21 protein-coding genes are annotated in these 17,823 nt (G+C 73.3%); 14 read left to right on the top strand and 7 right to left on the bottom strand.

All coding sequences use genetic code 11. The features are described 5' to 3' along the window. Nucleotides 1–156: 156 nt before the first annotated feature. From AB0C33_RS09910 to AB0C33_RS09955, 10 genes are read left to right on the top strand one after another with little or no spacing between them, the layout of a single operon-like run. Nucleotides 157–1,188 (top strand): LacI family DNA-binding transcriptional regulator, encoded by a 1,032-nt coding sequence (locus AB0C33_RS09910; protein WP_352361218.1) that lies wholly within the window; start codon nucleotides 157–159, stop codon nucleotides 1,186–1,188. Then, on the top strand, nucleotides 1,185–2,099 hold the full coding sequence (locus AB0C33_RS09915; protein ID WP_357964307.1) for a sugar ABC transporter permease: 915 nt from the start codon (nucleotides 1,185–1,187) through the stop codon (nucleotides 2,097–2,099). The genes AB0C33_RS09910 and AB0C33_RS09915 overlap by 4 nt, the downstream gene beginning before the upstream one ends. Further along, complete coding sequence (locus tag AB0C33_RS09920; protein WP_357706637.1) at nucleotides 2,096–2,914, top strand: carbohydrate ABC transporter permease; 819 nt, start codon at nucleotides 2,096–2,098, stop codon at nucleotides 2,912–2,914. Before AB0C33_RS09915 ends, AB0C33_RS09920 begins: the two co-directional genes overlap by 4 nt. A gap of 12 nt (nucleotides 2,915–2,926) precedes the next feature. Next, nucleotides 2,927–4,237 carry a sugar ABC transporter substrate-binding protein gene (locus tag AB0C33_RS09925; protein WP_358285527.1) on the top strand — a complete coding sequence of 437 codons (1,311 nt, stop codon included), beginning with the start codon at nucleotides 2,927–2,929 and terminating at the stop codon, nucleotides 4,235–4,237. Continuing rightward, nucleotides 4,234–5,199, top strand: a complete 966-nt coding sequence (locus AB0C33_RS09930; protein ID WP_358285530.1) for an ADP-ribosylglycohydrolase family protein — start codon at nucleotides 4,234–4,236, stop codon at nucleotides 5,197–5,199. The genes AB0C33_RS09925 and AB0C33_RS09930 overlap by 4 nt, the downstream gene beginning before the upstream one ends. A gap of 6 nt (nucleotides 5,200–5,205) precedes the next feature. Beyond that, nucleotides 5,206–6,165, top strand: a complete 960-nt coding sequence (locus AB0C33_RS09935) for an ADP-ribosylglycohydrolase family protein (RefSeq protein WP_358285532.1) — start codon at nucleotides 5,206–5,208, stop codon at nucleotides 6,163–6,165. After that, nucleotides 6,162–7,301 (top strand): ADP-ribosylglycohydrolase family protein, encoded by a 1,140-nt coding sequence (locus tag AB0C33_RS09940; RefSeq protein ID WP_358285534.1) that lies wholly within the window; start codon nucleotides 6,162–6,164, stop codon nucleotides 7,299–7,301. Before AB0C33_RS09935 ends, AB0C33_RS09940 begins: the two co-directional genes overlap by 4 nt. Beyond that, nucleotides 7,298–8,650 (top strand): ADP-ribosylglycohydrolase family protein, encoded by a 1,353-nt coding sequence (locus AB0C33_RS09945; protein ID WP_358285536.1) that lies wholly within the window; start codon nucleotides 7,298–7,300, stop codon nucleotides 8,648–8,650. The genes AB0C33_RS09940 and AB0C33_RS09945 overlap by 4 nt, the downstream gene beginning before the upstream one ends. Continuing rightward, the gene (gene rbsK / locus AB0C33_RS09950; protein ID WP_358285538.1) at nucleotides 8,647–9,540 is read left to right on the top strand and encodes a ribokinase; all 894 of its coding nucleotides are present in this window, start codon (nucleotides 8,647–8,649) and stop codon (nucleotides 9,538–9,540) included. Before AB0C33_RS09945 ends, rbsK begins: the two co-directional genes overlap by 4 nt. Nucleotides 9,541–9,598: 58 nt before the next feature. Further along, nucleotides 9,599–9,817 carry a hypothetical protein gene (locus AB0C33_RS09955; RefSeq protein WP_352361234.1) on the top strand — a complete coding sequence of 73 codons (219 nt, stop codon included), beginning with the start codon at nucleotides 9,599–9,601 and terminating at the stop codon, nucleotides 9,815–9,817. A 36-nt stretch (nucleotides 9,818–9,853) separates the two neighbouring features. Here AB0C33_RS09955 and AB0C33_RS09960 read toward each other — a convergent pair whose 3' ends face one another. Further along, the gene (locus AB0C33_RS09960; protein WP_358285540.1) at nucleotides 9,854–10,552 is read right to left on the bottom strand and encodes a FadR/GntR family transcriptional regulator; all 699 of its coding nucleotides are present in this window, start codon (nucleotides 10,550–10,552) and stop codon (nucleotides 9,854–9,856) included. Nucleotides 10,553–10,754: 202 nt separating this feature from the next. Between AB0C33_RS09960 and AB0C33_RS09965 the strand changes: the two genes are divergently transcribed. Next, complete coding sequence (locus tag AB0C33_RS09965; RefSeq protein ID WP_358285989.1) at nucleotides 10,755–12,431, top strand: 2-isopropylmalate synthase; 1,677 nt, start codon at nucleotides 10,755–10,757, stop codon at nucleotides 12,429–12,431. Here the strand turns inward: AB0C33_RS09965 and pyrF are convergent. Next, nucleotides 12,412–13,218, bottom strand: coding sequence for an orotidine-5'-phosphate decarboxylase (gene pyrF, locus AB0C33_RS09970; RefSeq protein WP_358285543.1), 807 nt, complete (start codon nucleotides 13,216–13,218; stop codon nucleotides 12,412–12,414). The genes AB0C33_RS09965 and pyrF overlap by 20 nt on opposite strands. Nucleotides 13,219–13,345: 127 nt before the next feature. Here pyrF and AB0C33_RS09975 point away from each other — a divergent pair, with 127 nt between their 5' ends. Next, nucleotides 13,346–13,822, top strand: coding sequence for a DUF2283 domain-containing protein (locus tag AB0C33_RS09975; RefSeq protein ID WP_358285548.1), 477 nt, complete (start codon nucleotides 13,346–13,348; stop codon nucleotides 13,820–13,822). Nucleotides 13,823–13,844: 22 nt separating this feature from the next. Here AB0C33_RS09975 and AB0C33_RS09980 read toward each other — a convergent pair whose 3' ends face one another. Beyond that, nucleotides 13,845–14,228 carry a hypothetical protein gene (locus tag AB0C33_RS09980; RefSeq protein ID WP_358285550.1) on the bottom strand — a complete coding sequence of 128 codons (384 nt, stop codon included), beginning with the start codon at nucleotides 14,226–14,228 and terminating at the stop codon, nucleotides 13,845–13,847. A 50-nt stretch (nucleotides 14,229–14,278) separates the two neighbouring features. Here AB0C33_RS09980 and AB0C33_RS09985 point away from each other — a divergent pair, with 50 nt between their 5' ends. After that, nucleotides 14,279–15,082: an HAD hydrolase family protein gene (locus AB0C33_RS09985; RefSeq protein WP_358285551.1), complete on the top strand. Its 804-nt coding sequence runs from the start codon at nucleotides 14,279–14,281 to the stop codon at nucleotides 15,080–15,082. Between the two features lie 85 nt (nucleotides 15,083–15,167). Here the strand turns inward: AB0C33_RS09985 and AB0C33_RS09990 are convergent, their stop codons facing one another. The 4 genes from AB0C33_RS09990 to AB0C33_RS10005 form a co-directional block, all read right to left on the bottom strand. Continuing rightward, nucleotides 15,168–15,302, bottom strand: a complete 135-nt coding sequence (locus AB0C33_RS09990) for a hypothetical protein (RefSeq protein WP_352361246.1) — start codon at nucleotides 15,300–15,302, stop codon at nucleotides 15,168–15,170. Between the two features lie 119 nt (nucleotides 15,303–15,421). After that, the gene (locus tag AB0C33_RS09995; protein ID WP_358285991.1) at nucleotides 15,422–16,030 is read right to left on the bottom strand and encodes a TIGR00645 family protein; all 609 of its coding nucleotides are present in this window, start codon (nucleotides 16,028–16,030) and stop codon (nucleotides 15,422–15,424) included. A gap of 297 nt (nucleotides 16,031–16,327) precedes the next feature. Further along, nucleotides 16,328–16,546 carry a hypothetical protein gene (locus AB0C33_RS10000; protein ID WP_358285553.1) on the bottom strand — a complete coding sequence of 73 codons (219 nt, stop codon included), beginning with the start codon at nucleotides 16,544–16,546 and terminating at the stop codon, nucleotides 16,328–16,330. An 81-nt stretch (nucleotides 16,547–16,627) separates the two neighbouring features. Further along, on the bottom strand, nucleotides 16,628–16,984 hold the full coding sequence (locus AB0C33_RS10005) for a helix-turn-helix domain-containing protein (protein ID WP_358285555.1): 357 nt from the start codon (nucleotides 16,982–16,984) through the stop codon (nucleotides 16,628–16,630). A gap of 89 nt (nucleotides 16,985–17,073) precedes the next feature. Here AB0C33_RS10005 and AB0C33_RS10010 point away from each other — a divergent pair, with 89 nt between their 5' ends. Next, a complete protein-coding gene (locus AB0C33_RS10010; protein ID WP_352361254.1) occupies nucleotides 17,074–17,727 on the top strand; it encodes an NAD(P)-binding domain-containing protein in 654 nt (217 codons plus the stop codon). Nucleotides 17,728–17,823: the final 96 nt, after the last annotated feature.

Genomic DNA, 17,823 nt, shown 5'->3' on the forward strand with positions numbered 1-17,823 from the left:
GGGGAGCGGGCGCTCGTCTTTCGCCCATATGCCCGCTGACCTGGCGTTATGGGATCGTGACTTGACCCGGAAGTGAGGGCCCGGTTTCATGTGCGAAACACGGTAAACGTTTACAGACACTTTCCCGTAAACGTTTACCTTCTTGGAAGGACAGCCTTGGCCGACGGACCCACGATCACCACGATCGCCGAGCGCGCCGGTGTCTCGATCGCCTCCGTCTCGCGGGTCCTCAACGGCCTGCCGACCAGGCAGGAGACCGTGCGCAAGGTGATGGCCGCCGCCGACGAGCTGGGCTACGTGCGCAACGCCGTGGCCAGGTCGCTCAAGTCCCGGCGCACCCACCAGGTCGCCTTCGCCATGGCCGACGTCGGCAACCCCGCCTACCTGGCGATGCTGCGCCAGATCCAGCCGGTGCTCAAGGCGGCCGGCTACCGGCTCGTCCTGCACTCGACCGACGCCGTCGTGGCCGACGAGATCGACGTGCTGCACAGTCTGGGCGAGCGGTACGTGGACGGGCTGATCATGAGCCCGCTCCGGGTCACCGACGCCCACCTGCAGATGCTGGCCGCGGCCAGGGCGCCCGTCGTGATCATCGGCACGGTGCCGGAGGGCACGCCGGTGGACAACGTACGGGCCGACTCGCGCACCGGCGTCAAGCTCGCCGTCGACCACCTGCACGCGCTCGGACGCCGGCGCATCGCGCTGGTCAACGGCCCGCCCGACACCTGGCCCGGCGCCTCGCGCGGCGCGGCCTACCGCGAGGCGCTGGAGCAGCTCGGCCTGCCCTACGACGACGACCTGGTCCAGATCGGCGACTTCTACCGCGCGCAAGGGGGCCGCGCGGTGGCCGAGCTGCTGGACCGGGCGCCCGACGTCGACGCGCTGATGTGCGCCAACGACCTGATCGCGCTCGGCGCGCTCGACGTGCTGCGCGCCGCCGGCCGCCGGGTGCCCGAGGACGTGGCGGTGGTCGGCATGGACGACACCGACCTGGCCGCCGCGTCCTGGCCGTCGCTGTCGAGCGTCTCGCTCGGCTCGGCCGAACGCGGCAAGGCCGCCGCGGAGCTGCTGCTCGACCGCCTGAACGGCGACGACGCCGCGCCGCGCGTGATCACCGTTCCGCCGCGCCTGGTGGTGCGGGCCTCGACGGCGGGCGAGACCTACGGACATGAGGGAGGCAGGACGTGACCGCGACCGTGACGACGGCGGCACCGCCCCGGCGCCCGCCTTCCCGGCGGCGTCCCAAGTCGCGCGGGAACCGCGAGATGTGGCTGCTCATGCTGCCCGCGCTGGTGCCCGTCGCGCTGTTCAGCGTCGGCCCGCTGCTGTACGGCATCGGCCTGGCCTTCACCGACGCCCGCAACACGCGCGTCCACGAGACCAGCTTCGTCGGTCTGGAGAACTTCGGCCGGCTGCTCACCGACGACGACTTCTGGGCCTCCTTCCGGATCGGCGCGATCTGGTCGGTCTCGGTGACCGTGCTGCAGTTCCTGGCCGCGCTCGGCCTGGCGGTGCTGCTCAACCAGAACCTGCGCTTCAGGACCCTGGCCCGGGTGCTCGCGGTGGTGCCGTGGGCGATGCCGCCGGTGGTCATCGGCTTGATGTGGAAGCTCGTCTACCACCCCGACGCGGGCATCCTGAACAGCCTGCTCGGCACGCACGTCAACTGGCTGGCCGACTTCTCGCTCGCGCTGCCCGCGATCATCGTGGTGGGCGTCTGGACCGGCATGCCGCAGACCACCGTGGTCCTGCTCGCCGGCCTCCAGGGCATCCCGAAGGAGCTCTACGAGGCCGGTGAGGTGGACGGCGCGGGCCGCTGGCGGCGGTTCTGGAGCATCACGCTCCCGCAGCTGCGGCCGGTGATCGTGTCGATCACCTCGCTCGACTTCGTGTGGAACATCAACCAGTTCGGCCTGGTCTACGTGCTCACCCAGGGCGGGCCCGGCGGCCAGACCCGGCTGCCGATGTTGTTCGCCTACGAGGAGGCGTTCCGCTACCGGATGGCCGGATACGCCTCGATGCTCGGCCTGGCCATGGCGATCGTCGTGCTCACGGTGCTCGGTCTGTACCTGTGGCGCCAGATGAGGGAGACCCGATGAGACGCGCCCCGCAGTACGTCGCGCTGGTCGCGTACATCGTCTTCCTGGCGTTCCCGCTGTTCTGGCTGCTGTCCACGGCGCTGAAGACGCCCCAGGAGATGGCGCTGGCCGACCCGACGTGGATCCCGCGCGAGCCGACCCTGTCCAACTTCTCCGACGCCTTCGGCGAGCAGGACCTGATCGGCGCGGCCGGCCGCAGCCTGGTCGTGGCGCTGTTCAGCAGCGTGATCACCGTGCTGATCTCGCTGCCGGCCTCGTACGCCATGGCCCGCTACCGCAGCCTGCTCAACAAGGTCGCGATCGGGTGGGTGCTGGTCAGCCAGGTCTTCCCGTTCATCCTGATCATCATCCCGCTCTTCATGATCCTGCGGGATCTGGAGCTGGTGAACACCCTGCCTGGGCTCGTCGTCGTGCACGTGACGTTCACGCTGCCGTTCGCGCTGTGGATGCTCCAGGGCTACGTGCGGGCCGTGCCGCGCGAGCTGGAGGAGGCCGCGGCCGTCGACGGCGCGACCCGGCTGCGCTCGATCGCCAGCGTGGTGGCGCCGCTGCTCGCGCCCGGCGTGGTGGCCACGCTGCTGTTCTCTTTCATCTCGTCGTGGAACGAGTTCCTGTTCGCGCTCGTGATCCTCCAGGACCCCGACGTGATGACACTCCCGCTCACGCTGGTGCGGTTCACCGGCCCCGAGGGGGTGGCCAGGCTCGGCCCGCTGGCCGCGGCGTCGCTCATGGCGACGATCCCGAGCCTGATCTTCTTCGCAATCATTCAGCGGCGACTGAAGTCCGGCCTGATGGCCGGCGCCGTGAAGGGCTAGTAGGAGGCTCATATGCGAATCAAGTCCGCATTGGCGGCGGCGGCCGTCGTCGCGTTCGCCGCCGCGTGTGGCGGCAGCGGAGGAGGGGGCGGTGGAGAGGCCGCCTCGTCCGGCGAGCCGGTGAAGCTCAACTTCCTCAGCCTGGCCTGGCAGAAGGAGTCCGTCGCGGCCAACAAGCAGATCGTCGACGAGTGGAACAAGGCCAACCCCAAGACCCAGGTCACCTACGTGCAGGGCAGCTGGGACAACGTCAACGACCAGCTCGTCACCCAGTTCGCCGGCGGCACCGCGCCGGACGTGATCCACAACGACTCGCCGGCGCTGGCCGGGTTCGCCTCCGACGGCTACCTGCTCGACCTGACGAGCAAGCTGCCCGCCGACCTCAAGGGCGACATTCCGCAGTCCGCCTGGGACACCGTCACCTTCAACGGCGGCAAGGGCGAGCAGGGCATCTACGGCGTGCCGTTCCTGCAGGAGTCGCAGGTCATCATCGCCAACAAGAAGCTCCTGGACGCCTCCAAGGTGCGCGTCCCCACCGCGGACAACCCGTGGACCTGGGACGAGTTCTCCGAGGCCGCCAAGAAGATGACCAAGGGCGGCACGTTCGGCGTGGCCTGGCCGATGAAGTCGCCGGTCAACAAGACGCTCAACCTGGCGCTCAACTTCGGCGGCACGTTCTTCCAGACCGCCGACGGCAAGACCACGGTCAAGGTCGGGCCTGAGGAGCGCGAGGTGCTCCAGCGCATCCGCGACCAGCTCTACAAGGACAAGTCCGCCGACCCGGCCGCGCTCGGCCAGGGCACCGCCGACCCGCTGCCCGCCTTCTACAAGGGCAAGTTCGCGCTGCTGCCGGCCGGCGTCTACCTGCGCCAGCAGGTCGCCGAGCAGGCCCCGGACGACTTCGACTGGGTGACCCTGCCCGCGCCGAAGGGCACCAGCGCCCAGCAGGGCGCGGTCTCGCAGACGCTGTCGATCGCCCAGGACAGCAAGCACCCGGACGAGGCCATGAAGTTCATCTCGTTCTTCCTCAACGGCGCCAACCAGGCCAAGCTCGCCAAGGGCGACTGGCTGCTGCCGACCTCGCAGACGGCCGCCGCCGACCCGGCGATGACCACCCAGGACAACGGCTGGGACGTCGCCACCGCCTCCGCCAAGAACCTGGTCGTGGCCCCGTTCCTGAAGGTGAACGGCTTCGACGAGTGGAAGAGCAAGGTCGCCACGCCGGTCCTCCAGGAGTACTTCGCCAATAAGATCACCATCGACGACGCGGCCAAGCGGCTCGTCGAGGACGGCAACCAGGTCTTGGAGCGGTACCAGCAGTGACTCATCGCCTGAGGGCCCGGGGGTGTCTGCTCGGCCTGGCGGCCGGCGACGCCCTCGGCGCCCCCGCCGAGAACCTGTCGCCGTCGGAGATCCGGCGGCGGTGGGGCCGGCTCACCGAGATCGAGGGCGGCGGCACCGACGACACCGAGTACGCCATCTTCGCCGCCTCGCTGCTCGTCCGGCACGGGCACGCCCTGACCGCGGCCGACGTCGCGCGGGCGTACCGGCAGGAGATCATCCCGTCGGTGACCGGGCCGATGCGCGGTGCCGGGTTCTCCGAGCTGGGCACGATCGAAGCGCTCCGCCGGGGGCTGGAGCCGCCGCTGACCGGGCGCGTCCACCAGCATGGCTGGTCCGACGGGCTGGCCATGCGGGCGGCGCCGTACGGGATCTTCTGCCCCGGCGACCCGGCCGAGGCGGCCCGCCTGATCGAACAGGACGGGCTGGTCAGCGGGTCGGGCGAGGGCATACTCGGCGGCCGCGCGGTCGCCGGGGCCGTGGCCGCCGCCATGGCGGGCGGCACGCCCGCCGAGGCCGTGGCCGCCGCGCTGTCGGTGATCCCCGCCGACTCCTGGACGGCCCGCGCGATCGTCAGGGCGCGCGACGTGCTCGCGACGGGCGCGGACGACGACCTGGCCCTGATCGAGGCGCTGCACGAGGCCGTCGTGGTCCGGCACTACCCCTGGACCGACCTCGCGCCCGAGGCCGTCGCGCTGGCGCTGGGCGCCGTCCTGGCGGGCGGCGGCGAGGTGGAGGCCACGGTGACGTTCGGGGTCAGCCTGGGCCGGGACGCCGACACGATCGGCGCCATCGCCGGCGCGGTCGCCGGCGCGATCCAGGGAGAACAGGGCGTGCCCGGACGATGGGCCGCCCGGATCGGCCCGGTGAGCGGCAAATGCCTGCCCGTCGTGGCCGGAAGACACGTGCTGGACGTCGCCGACGAACTGGCGGAAGGACTGTAGATCATCATGTCGGGGGACAGAATCAGGGGGGCCTTCATCGGGCTCGCCGTGGGCGACGCCGCCGGCTGGCCCGCGGCCAGGCACCGCGCCGCCCTGCACGCGCCCTGGAGCCGGCGCCTGCACCGCGAGCTGGACGCCTTCGCCGAGGAGCACCGGGTCACCACGCTGCCGGTGCCGTTCGCGCTCAACCAGCCGATCGCGCCGCTGGCCGTCGGGCCGTCCGACGACGCCGAATGGCTGGCCTGGACGCTGCTGACGATCGACCGGCCGCGGGCCGCGGCGTTCCGGGAGCTGACCGGCGTCCGGGCGCGCATCTCGGTGGCCACCGCGCTGGACAACCTGGCCAGGGGCGTCGAGCCGCCGGCCTCGGGGCACGACAATCCCCACCACTTCGACGACGCCGCCGCCGTACGGGCGGTCGCGTTCGGGGCTCTGGGCAAGGACCCGACCGAGGACGCCCAGGTGACCAACGCCGGCGACGGCCTGCTCGGGGCTCAGGCCATGGCCGCCGCCGTGGCCGCCGCGGTCGCGTCGGGCTCGGTGGGCCAGGCCGTGGAGGCGGCGCTCGCCGTCCTGCCCGGCGACACCGCCATCGGGCACAACGCCCGGGTGGCGCTGGCCGCGGCGCGGAAGGCGGGCGACCCGTTCGGCGCGGTGCCCGCGCTGGACGCCGCGCTGCTCGACCACGTCTACAGCTACGGCGTGGGCGCCGCCCAGACGGTGCCCGTCGCCTTGGCGCTGGCCGAGGCGGCGGGGGGCGACCTGGCCCGCGCCGTCCCGGCCGCCGCCTGCCTGTCGGCGCTCGCCGACTCGGCGCCCGCGCTGACCGGCGCGCTGGCGGGGGCCGCCAGGGGGTACGGCGCGATCCCGGAGGGGTGGCTCGCGCCGGCCCGCACGCTGGCGGGCTGCTGCCTGCCGGAGCTGGCGGGCAAGGATCTGATCGAACTGACGAAGGGAATCGCATGACGCCGCTTGAGGACAGGGCCACTGGCTGCGTGGCGGGGGCGGCGGTCGGTGACGCGCTGGGCGGCGCCACCGAGGGCTGGACTCCCGAACAGATCGTGGAGCGGTACGGGGGCCGCGTCGAGGGCATCGTGCCGCCGTACAACGAGGACTGGCGCAACGCCCGGCCGATCGCGCCGTACCACAAGGGCGACGGGCACATCACCGACGACACCCTGATGACGCACGCCCTGATCCGCGTGTACGAGAAGGTCGGCGGGCACCTGGGCGCGTACGCGATGGCCGACCACTTCGTGCCGGAGCTGATGGGCGAGCGGCGGTGGATCCCCGAGCTGGAGGCCGAGGCGCTGCCGCTGCAGCGGATCTTCCTGGCCGAGAAGTGGATCGTGGCCCGCCTGCACTACGGGCACGTCGACCCGCGCGAGGCCGGCGTCGGCAACATCGTCAACTGCGGCGCGGCCATGTACGTCGCGCCCGTCGGCATCGTCAACGCCGCCGACCCCGACGCCGCCTACGCCGAGGCCGTCGACCTGACCGGGGCCCACCAGTCCAGCTACGGACGCGAGGCCGCCGGCGTGATGGCCGCCGCCGTCGCCGAGGCCATGCGGCCGGGCGCCACGGTCGACTCCGTGGTCGCCGCCTGCCTGCGCCTGGCCAAGGACGGCACCCGCGCCGCCATCGAGGCGGTCTGCGAGGCCGCGGCCGGCGTCGGCCACTGGGACGGCTCCTTCGAGGTGCTGCGCGCGGCCGTACGGCCCTTCGACACGGTCGCCGACACCTACCGCGACCAGGGGCTCGGCGCGCGCCGGCCGAGCCGGGTGCACAGCATCGAGGAGCTGCCGCTGGCGCTGGGCTTCCTGGTCGCGGCCAAGGGCGACTTCCGCGACACCGTGCTCGGCGGCGTGAACTACGGCCGCGACGCCGACTCGATCGCCTCCATGGGCGGAGCGATCGCGGGCGCCCTCGGGGGGCTGTCCGCGGTGCCCGCGCAGTGGGTGGAGCAGGTGGGGGCGGCCAGCCGTACCGACCTGGTCGCGCCCGGCCTGGCGATCGCCGAGGTGGCGCGCCGGGTGCACGCCGACGACCTGGCGCGGCGGCGCGCCCACGAGGCCGCCTTCGCCGAGCTGGACGCTCGATGATCAGGCTCACCTGGGTCCAGCCGGAGGACCTGGTCGGCCACGAGCTGCGCCAGGCCGGCGAGGACGGCAGGGGCGACCTGCCGCAGGTGCGCGAGCTGGCCGGACGGTGGCACGCGGCGGGCGGCCACGACGCCCCGCCGCGCGCCGGCGCCTCCGAGGCCGCCGCGGCCCGGCTGCGTCCCCTGGCCGAGAGCCTGCTGGACGAGCTGGCCGCGATCCCCTCGCCGCTGGCCGAGCCCTCCGACCTGGACGCCATCGTCGCCGCCTGCCCGGACTGGCCCGCGGCCGGGATCGCGGCCCGGACCGCGGCGAAGGCGGACCCGGCGCGGCTGCTGGGCGCCTGGCAGGGACGGGCGGCCGGCTGCGTGCTGGGCAAGCCGGTGGAGAAGATCCCGCGCGCGGGCATCAGGCAGATCGCCGAGGCCACCGGCAACTGGCCGATCACCGGCTGGTTCACCGCCGAGGGCCTGCCGGAGGAGATCGCGCGCAGGTGGCCGTGGAACCGGCGCAGCGCGGTCAACTCGCTGGCCGAGAACATCGACGGCATCCCCGAGGACGACGACCTCAACTACCCGCTGCTGGCGCTGTCCGTCCTGGAGCGCCACGGCCGCGGCTTCACCACCGAGGACGTCGCCAAGCTGTGGCTGGACGAGCTGCCGGCCGGCCGCACGTTCACCGCCGAGCGGGTCGCCTACCGCAACCTGCTCGACGGCTTCGAGCCGCCGGAGACGGCCACCCGCCGCAACCCGTTCCGCGAGTGGATCGGCGCCTTCATCAGGACGGACGTCTACGGCTGGGCCAACCCCGGCGACCCCGCCACGGCCGCCGAACTGGCCTGGCGCGACGCCCGGCTGACCCACACCGCCAACGGGATCTACGGCGCGATGTTCGTCGCGGCCATGTGCGCCGCCTCGCTGGTCGCCGGCTCGGCGCGGGAGGCCGTCGAGGCGGGCCTGTCGGTCGTGCCGCGCGACTCCCGCCTGCACGAGGCGGTCAGCCTGGCCGTCGCCGACGCCGCCCGCGAGCCGGACTTCGAGCGTGTCATCGACCTGCTGCACCAGCGGCATGGCACGCTGCACTGGGTGCACACGATCAACAACGCCGCGCTGGTGGCCGCCACGCTGATCCACGGCGCGGGCGACTTCACCGCCACGGTCGCGGGCGCGGTCGCCGGCGGCTGGGACACCGACTCGGCCGGGGCCACGGCGGGGTCCGTGGCGGGCGCGCTGAACGGCGGCGTGCCGGAGCGCTGGCTCATGCGCGACAGCCTGGCCAGCAGCCTGACCGGCTTCGACGGGGTGGGGCTCGGCGAACTGGCGCGACGTACACAGGAGATGATGGCCCCATGATCTCGGTTTTCGGCAGCGCCAACATGGACCTCGTCGCGTACGTATCCCAGGCCCCCAAACGGGGCGAGACGGTCACCGGTCACCGGTTCCGGACCGTGCCCGGCGGCAAGGGCGCCAACCAGGCCATCGCCGCCGCCCGCGCCGGCGCGCAGGTGGCCTTCCTCGGCGCGGTCGGCGACGACGCCTTCGGGGCCGAGATGCGCTCCACCCTGGCCGAGGCCGGCGTGGACGTCCGCGGCCTGCGCCAGGTGCCCGGCCCCAGCGGCATCGCGCACATCGTGGTCGACGACGCCGGCGGCAACTCGATCATCGTCGTGCCCGGCGCGAACGGCACCGTGACCGGGCCGTCCGGCGGCGACCTGGCCACGATCGCCGGGTCGCGGGCCCTGCTGCTCCAGCTCGAACTGCCCATGGAGGCCGTCGTGGCCGCCGCGGAGGCGGCCCGGGTCTCCGGGGTGCCCGCCGTCCTGACCCCGGCGCCCGCGCAGCCGCTGCCCGACGAACTGCTCGACGCGGTCACCATGATCGTCCCGAACGAGCACGAGGCCGCCGACATCACCGGCCAGGCCGACCCCGACGCCGCCCTCGACGCGCTCCTCGAACGCGTCGAGGAGGCCGTCATCACACTGGGCTCGCGCGGCGCGCTCTACGGCGCGCGCTCGGGCGAGCGGCTGCGGGTGCCCGCGATCGAGGTCAAGGCCGTGGACACCACGGCCGCCGGTGACACGTTCGTCGGCGCGCTGGCGGTCGCGCGGGCCGACGGCCTGGCCCCGGCCGAGGCGCTGCGCTTCGCCTCGGTTGCGGCGGCGCTGTCGGTCCAGCGGGCGGGCGCCAGCACGTCGATGCCGGTCAGGGCCGAGATCGAGGACGCGCTGCGGGAGCTGTCCTAGCCCGTCCCTTGACGTCCGGCCGGGCGTCAAGGGACGCCGTCACGGGCAGGTGGGGGCCATGAACCGAAAGCCCGACGACCTGCCCGCGGCGGTGGGAGGCGTGGAGGGGGAGAGCGACGTGGTCGCCGAGCGGTCCGCCTCCGGATCGCCCAGGACCCGCCGCCCCCTGTCCGCGGACCCGCCCGACGAGCTGGAGGAGCCCGTCCCGGAGGAGCCGCCCGAGGAGGACGACGAAGGCGAGGACGTCATCCGCCCCGACGCCGGCCCCACCGCCTGACCTGCCGCCCGCCGGGACCGCCTGCCCCCGCGGTCGTCAGGCGCCGGGTTGCGTGTGCAGCCGGGCGAGGGTCTGCTCCAGCTCGGCCTGCAGCAGGTCGCCGGCCGCCGCCGCGTCGCCGTCGCGGACCGCCGCCACCAGCGCGGCGTGCGCGTCGTGCCCGGGAGTGCGGTCGTGCCCGCGCAGCTCCAGCAGCCCCACCATGTCGATCAGCCCCTCCCGCAACGCCGGCGCGAACTCGGCGAACAGGTCCGTGAGCACCGGATTGCCCGCCGCCGCCACGACCGCCGCGTGCAGCGCGATGTCGGCGTCGACGAACGCCGCGTCGTCCTCGCCCGCCGCCCGTTCGCGGGCCTGGAGCGCGGCCTCCATCGCCGCGACGTCCTCGTCGGTACGCCGGACCGCCGCCAGCCTGGCCGCCTGGGTCTCGACCATCATGCGGACCTCGTACACGTCGGTGATCGCCGCCCGCCGCAGCCGCGCCGGCCAGTCCTCGGCCGGCTCCGAGGCGATGACGAACACCCCCGAGCCCTGACGCGCCCGCACGAGCCCCGCCCCGGCCAGCGCCCGCAGCGCCTCGCGGACCGTGGACCGGCCCACCCCGAGCGTCTTGGCCAGCGCGTTCTCGCCGGGCAGCCGGGTGCCGACCGGCCAGTGGCCCTCGGTGATCTGCTCGCGCAGGTGCTGGACGGCCTGGTCGACCAGGGGGCTGCGGCGGAGGGCGCCGAGCGGCATATCTACCTCTCAGGTTGTCTGAGGACCTGTGTGGTGGTTAGTGTAGCCGCCATGTCGTCGTACGGTCTCCTTCTTCTCGGCCGCCGCGGCGGGGCCTGACCGGACCGGCACCCCGCCGCGGCGTGCGAGGTGCTGCCGGTCGTCCGACCGCCGAAGAAGGAACGAAGACGTGTACGCATGGAACCGGCAGCGCCCCAGCGCGATGCTCTCTCACCGTTACCGGCCCGCCCACGAGCGGGTCGAGGTGCCCCTGACCGGCGAGCGCGCCTGGCCCTCGCGCCGCATCACCGCCGCCCCCCTCTGGGTCCCGGTCGACCTGCGCGACGGCAACCAGGCTCTGGCCGAGCCGATGGACCCGGCGCGCAAGCGCCGCCTGTTCGACCTTCAGGTGCGCATGGGCTTCAAGGAGATCGAGGTCGGCTACCCGTCGGCCAGCAGGCTCGACTTCGACTTCCTCAGGGAGCTGGCCGAGCCCGGCGCGGTGCCCGACGACGTGACCGTGGTGGCCTTCACCGCCGCCCGGCAGGACCTGATCGAGCGCACCTTCGAGTCGATCCGCGGCCTGCCCGACGTGGTCGTGCACCTCTACACCGCGACCGCGCCCACCTGGCGGAACGTGGTGCTCGGCCACGATCGCGACGCCCTGCGCAAGCTCGTCCTGGACGCGGCCGGCCAGGTCGCCCGCCTGGCCGACGGGCTCCCCGTGCGCTTCGAGTTCTCGCCCGAGGTGTTCAACCTCACCGAGCCCGACTACGTGCTGGAGATCTGCAACGAGCTGACCGCCCTCTGGGACGCCTCCCCGGACCGCCCGGTGATCCACAACCTGCCCGCGACCGTCGAGATCGCCACCCCCAACGTGTACGCCGACCAGATCGAGTACATGCACCGCCACCTCGACCGCCGCGACTCGGTGATCCTGTCGGTGCACCCGCACAACGACCGCGGCACCGGCGTGGCCTGCGCCGAGCTGGCCGTGCTCGCCGGGGCGCAGCGGGTGGAGGGCTGCCTGTTCGGCAACGGCGAGCGCACCGGCAACGTCGACCTGGTGACCCTCGCGCTCAACCTGCACTCCCAGGGCGTCGACCCGATGATCGACTTCTCCGCCATCGACGAGATCCGGCGCGTCGTCGAGCACTGCAACCGCCTGCCCGTGCACGACCGCCACCCCTACGCCGGCGACCTGGTCTACACCGCCTTCTCCGGCACCCACCAGGACGCCATCGGCAAGGGCCTGGCCCACCACGCCGCGCGGGCCGCCGAGCTGGGCGTGCCGCCGGAGCAGGCGCCGTGGGAGGTGCCGTACCTGCCCATCGACCCGGCCGACGTGGGGCGCGGCTACCAGGCGGTCATCCGGGTCAACAGCCAGTCGGGCAAGGGCGGCATCGCGTACCTGCTGGGCGCCCGCCACGGCCTCGACCTGCCGCGCCGTCTGCAGATCGACTTCGCCGCGACGGTGCAGCGGGCCACGGACGACAGCGGCGAGGAGATCACCGCCGACGAGTTGCGGGCGCTCTTCCACGCCACCTACATCGCGCCCGGCGAGCGCTCCGGGTTCGCCTCCTGGCGCACGGCCGAGACCGCGCCGGGCACGCACGAGTTCGAGGGCGTCCTGGAGTCGGGGCGGGTGCTGCGCGGCACCGGCAACGGGCCGCTGTCCGCGCTGACCGCCGCGCTGGCCGGGGACGGCGTCGAGGTCGACGTCCTGCACTACGCCGAGCACGCCGTGGACCCGGGGACGGGCAGCAGCGCCGTCGCGTACGTGGAGGCCCGGGTCGGGGGCGTGATCGGCTGGGGCGCCGGTCAGGACACCTCCGTGCTCACCGCGTCGGTACGGGCGGTGCTGGCCGCCGTCGAACGGCTCAGTACGTCAGGTACATGACGCACTCGTCCCGGTACTGCAGGGTCCTCGACCGCAGCCGGCGCGGGTCGGCCAGCACGGCCCGGGAGACCGACGGCACGACGGAGCCGCGTACCGGGGCGAACAGCCGGGCCACGTCGGCGGGTGAGGCGCCCTGCGCGCCGAGGCCGGGAGCCAGGATCGGGCCGTTGAGGTCGGCCAGGGAGTGGTCGAGCGCGGGCAGCGTGGCGCCCATGACCACTCCCACCGGACCGAACGGCTCGTGACCCGCGTTGGCCGCGGCGGCGCCGGCGATCACCAGGTCGGCCACCCGCTGCTGCAGCCCGGCCGCCGCCGGGTTGGAGGTGCGGGCCAGCACGAAGACGCCGGCGTCGTTGGCCACCGCCGAGGTGATCGCCACCTCCAGCGAGCCGAACCCCAGGTAGGGGCTGAGCGTCACCGCGTCGGCGGCCAGCGGGCTGCCCTGGTCGAGGTAGGCCTCGGCGTAGGCGGCCATGGTGGTGTCTACGTCGCCGCGCTTGACGTCGAGCAGCACCAGCGTGCCGGCCTCGCGCAGGTCGGCGATGGTGCGTTCCAGGACGGCGACGCCGCGGCTGCCCCAGCGCTCGTAGAAGGCCGACTGCGGCTTGACCACGGCGGCCACGTCGCTGACCGTGTCGGCCACCGTGCGGCTGAAGCGCTCAAGGCCGCCCGGTGAGTCGTCGAGGCCCCAGGCGTCGAGCAACGCCGGGCTCGGATCGATGCCCACACAGAGCGGGCCGAATTTGTCCAGCCTGGCACGCAGGCGTGTGCCGAACGACTCGTTCATCTAGGCCCCCTTGCGACCCTAACGCACACTAACCCGCCGCCGCCGGAAGCCGGAACGCATCGGCCCCGGATGATATGGCTCGTGCCGTGGGTCTTCCGGAAGCGGGCGCCTGGGTAGATGATGCGGCATGTACGAGATCGCCCAGCGGGTGCTGGTGCTGGAGACCGTCCCGCCGCGCGAGGTGACCGTCGCCGTCGGCATGCCGTACGAGGAGGCGGGGGAGTGGTCGTGCCCGTACCGGATCGACGGGCTGGCCGGATGGGAGCACGAGCGCCGGGCGACCGGGCGCGACTCGCTGGAGGCGGTCGAGGTGGCGCTGGCCATGGTACGCGCGGCGCTGGCCGGCTCGCACGAGGCCAAGGAGGGCCTGCTCCGGCCGGACGACGCCCCGCCGGACCGCCAGCTCACCCGGACCGTGTACGTCAGCTGGAACAAGGAACAAGACATCGCCTATATCGCGATGAAGCACGAAATCGTGCCAGGTGAGGCGGTACGGCAGACCGTCTCGGAGGACGCCGTCCTCGACTACGGCGCCTCGGGCGACCTGCTCGGCCTGGAGCTGCTCAACGCCGCCACCCGCCTCCCCGCCGAGATGCGCCTCTGAGACCCACCGGACGCGCGGCCGCTCAGCCCGTCAGCAGCCAGCGCCAGCGCGGCAGTTCCAGCACCACGGTGACCACCGCCAGCACCGTGACCACCGCCGCCACGACCGCGTGCCAGGCCACCCACGCCGCCGCCACCGCCACCACGAGCTGCAGGGCGACCAGCCCGACGGTCACGAACCCGGGCACGGCGACCAGCACGCCCCGCTTGTCGCCGGGCGTGGCGAACACCGTCGGCAGCCCGATCAGCACCACGACCGACAACACGGCCTGCCACACCGACCCGGGAAGCAGCGCCCACGGCGCCGCGACCCAGGCGACCAGCTCCGACGCGAACCGGAAGACGGAGGCGACCCGGTCGTCCGGACGCGGTCCGGACCGGGCGAAACGCCCCGATAGGGAAGACACGAGGGCACCCTACTCCTGCCCCCCTCCCGGCCGGGACCTACGGTGGGGACGTGACCTCCGCCACCCCGCCCCGCATCGTGGCCACCGATCTCGACGGCACCCTCCTGACCTCCGCCGGCGTCGTCTCCCCGCGCACCCGGCAGGCCCTGGGCCTGGCCCGCGCCGCCGGAGCGGAGATCGTCTTCGTGACCGCCCGCCCGCCGCGCTCCATCCACGCCATCGCCGGCCAGGCGGGCCTGACGGGCCTCGCGATCTGCAGCAACGGCGCCCTCCTGTACGACCTGGCCGCCGCGCGGATCGTGGCCAGCCGCACGATCGAGCCGCAGGCCGCCAGGAAGGTGGCCGACAGCCTGGCCGCGGCCCTGCCCGGGGCGGCCTTCGCCGTCGAGACGGGCACCGGCGTGCTCACCGAGGCCGGCTACACCAGACGGGTCGAGCACGACGTGGCGCACTACCGGGAGGTGGCCTCGGCGTGCGAGGCGGGCGAGCCGATCGTCAAGCTGCTGGTGCTCTCGCCCGCGCACACCCTCGACGAGATGTCGGCCCTGGCTGCGGCGGCGGTGGGGGAACTGGCCGAGGTCACCCACTCCGGGGTGCCGGGGCTCCTGGAGGTCAGCGCGCTGGGCGTGACCAAGGCGGGCATGCTGGCCGAGCTGTGCCTGGCACGCGGGGTCGCGCCCGCCGAGGTGGTGGCGTTCGGCGACATGCCCAACGACCTGGCCGTGCTGGCCTTCGCCGGGGCCGGTTACGCGATGGCCAACGCCCACCCGCTGGTGCTGGCCACGGCCGGGCACCGCACGTCCTCCAACGACGAGGACGGCGTGGCCGAGGTCCTCGAACGCCTCTACGGCTGACCCGGCCGACGTTCTCGAACGCCTCTATGGCTGACCCGGCCGGGGTCCGGCGCCCGCCCGCCCCCGCGGGCGGGCGCCGGAGATCTCAGGCGTCGTCGTCCGACACCCTGGACGTGCCCTCGCACCCGGTGGGGGCGCCGCTCAGCACCGGCAGCAGGCCGCCGCAGGTGCTCACCGGGAGCGACACCGGCTCGACGATCTCGTCGTTGAAGACGACCACGTCGCCGATGAGCGGTCGCGGCCCCTGGGCAGGCGCCGCGGCCGAGGCGTACGCCGGCGCCGCCGACGCCGCCCAGCCCGCGCCGGCCAGCAGCCCCGCGCCGACCGCCAGTGCGATCGCTAGGCGGCGGCGACCCGCTCCTGCGCGACGCCGCCGGGCTGCTGGTCCCGGTGCGCCTGCTGGACGTGCCGCCCGCCCGCCATGATGCGATCCATCACGGCCAGCGCCAGCGCCGAGACCACGAAGGTGAGATGGATCAATGTCTTCCATACGAGTTCCCTGTCGGTGATGGCCGGCCGGGCGGCGTTGATGAAGATCTGCAGGAGATGCACCCCCGAGATCCCGATGATCGCCATGGCCAGCTTGACTTTGAGGACGTTTGCATTGACATGGGACAACCACTCCGGCTGATCGGGATGGCCGTCGATGCGCAGCCGTGAGACGAAGGTCTCGTAGCCGCCGATGATGACCATGATCAGCAGGTTCGAGACCATCACGACGTCGACGAGCCCGAGGACGATCAGCATGATCGTGGTCTCCGGGGGGTTGCCGCCGAACCCGAGTTCGACCAGGTGGGCGAGTTCGACCATGAACCGCCACACGTAGACGACCTGGGCGACGATCAGCCCGAGGTAGAGCGGCGCCTGTATCCACCGGCTGAGGAACATGACGTAGCCGATGTGCTCCAGCGTGTTCCGCGGCCGGGGAGCGGACCCGGCCTCGGCCACGGTCAACTGTGGTGGCCTCACTACGACGTGAAGATGTTGACCCGGTCGACGATGGCCTGGACATTGATGTTCCCCGGATCGTTTCGGCCCCCTGACCCGAGGGCGATTGGGGGAACGGCGGCCGCCGCCGCCAGAGCGAGGACTGCTGCGCTGGTCAGGATTCGGAACTTCAATGGGGACTCCTCGACTGCTGCTGGTCGGGCACGGGGATTGCGCTGTCGGAGCTGTCGGAGGGGGCAGGGCCGGTGGCGGGGGTGCGGCGTGGCTCGCCGCACCGCCCGCGTGGTGGCCGTCCGGTCAGGGATGCAAGCAGCCCGCCGCGGGGATCTCGGTCGGCGCCTGGGGGGCCGCCGGGTCCACCAGGGCGGCCAGACCCGCGGCGGCCTCGGCCGCGCACGGGACCGCGGTGGCGGGATCGACGACGGCGTACGCGGGCGCCGCGAAGAGGGCGGCGGCGAGGGCCGCGGTCAGCGCGCCTCCGATGACGGCGGCGCGGCGGCGTTGGACGTCAGGCATGAGTACCTCCTGGGGATGGTGGGATCAACCACCGACTTGCTACCCAGAGTAATTACTCAGTAACGCTGCGTTAAAGAATCCTCATGAAGCGGGGGAGTTCGAGTCCGTCCAGCGGTCCTGGGCGTCCATGACGTCCTCGGCGTGGTCGTGGGCCCACACGCCGAACGCCTCGATCGGGCCGAGCAGGGAGCGGCCCAGGTCGGTCAGCGCGTACTCGACGCGGGGCGGGGCCTCGGCGTAGGCGCGGCGGGCGACCAGCCCGTTGAACTCCAGGCGGCGCAGTGTCTCCGTGAGCACCTTGGGGCTGATCCCGCCGATCTCCGCGCGCAGCTCACCTGGACGGCACGGGCCGTGGCGCAGCGACCAGACGACGACCGCGTTCCAGGTGTTGGCGATCAGGTCGAAGGCCAGTCTGGCCTGGCAGTCGGCGAGGAACACGTAACGCCTCCGATAGGCACCGATCGGTGCGTGACGGGATTTCTAGAGTCCTTGTCCTAGTAAAGCCCTTTCGCAGCACGGAGGACGACATGAAGATCGGGATTCTGGGCGCCGGCGGCATGGCCGACGCGCTCGGCACGCAGTGGATCAGGGCCGGGCACGAGGTGACGGTCAGCGGACGCGACCCCGAGCGCGCCCGTGCCCGCGCGGAGAGCATGAACGCCCAGGCCGGCCGCCCTGGAGCGCGGTGGGGGAGCTGGGCGGAGGCGGCCGCGTCCGGCGAGGTGGTGATGGTGGGCGTCCGGGAGGCGGGGCTGGGCGACGTGCTGGCCGCCGCCGGCCCGGCCTTGCGCGGCAAGCCGATCATCGACGTGACGAACGCCGCCGCCCCCGACAGGTACGACGTCACGCGTCCGCTCGCCCGCCGGATCGCCGACCTCACGGGCGGGCACGTGGTGAAGGCGTTCAACCTGTGCCACGTGGACGTGTGGCGGATGACGCCGCCCGTGTTCGGCGGCCGCCCGCTGGCGGTGCCCCTGTGCGGTGACGACGTCCGGGCGCTCGACCTGGTCCGGGGCCTGGTCCGCGACCTGGGCTGCACCCCGCTGGACGGCGGCGGCCTGGACCGGGCCGTGCAGCTGGAGGCGACGGCCGCGTTCGTGATCGGGCTCTGGTTCGGCGGCGCGGACGCCCAGGCGATCCTGCCCCCGCTGGCCTCCTCGGGAGCGCACGACCCGGCGTGAGCGTACAACCCGGCGTGAGCCCGCGCGGGCCTACGGCGGGCGTACGACGCTGGGCGTAGCGAGGATGACGACGGGCGGCGGATGCCCGGCTCCGGC

The organism is Nonomuraea sp. NPDC048881 (assembly GCF_040649795.1).
Classification (GTDB): domain Bacteria; phylum Actinomycetota; class Actinomycetes; order Streptosporangiales; family Streptosporangiaceae; genus Nonomuraea.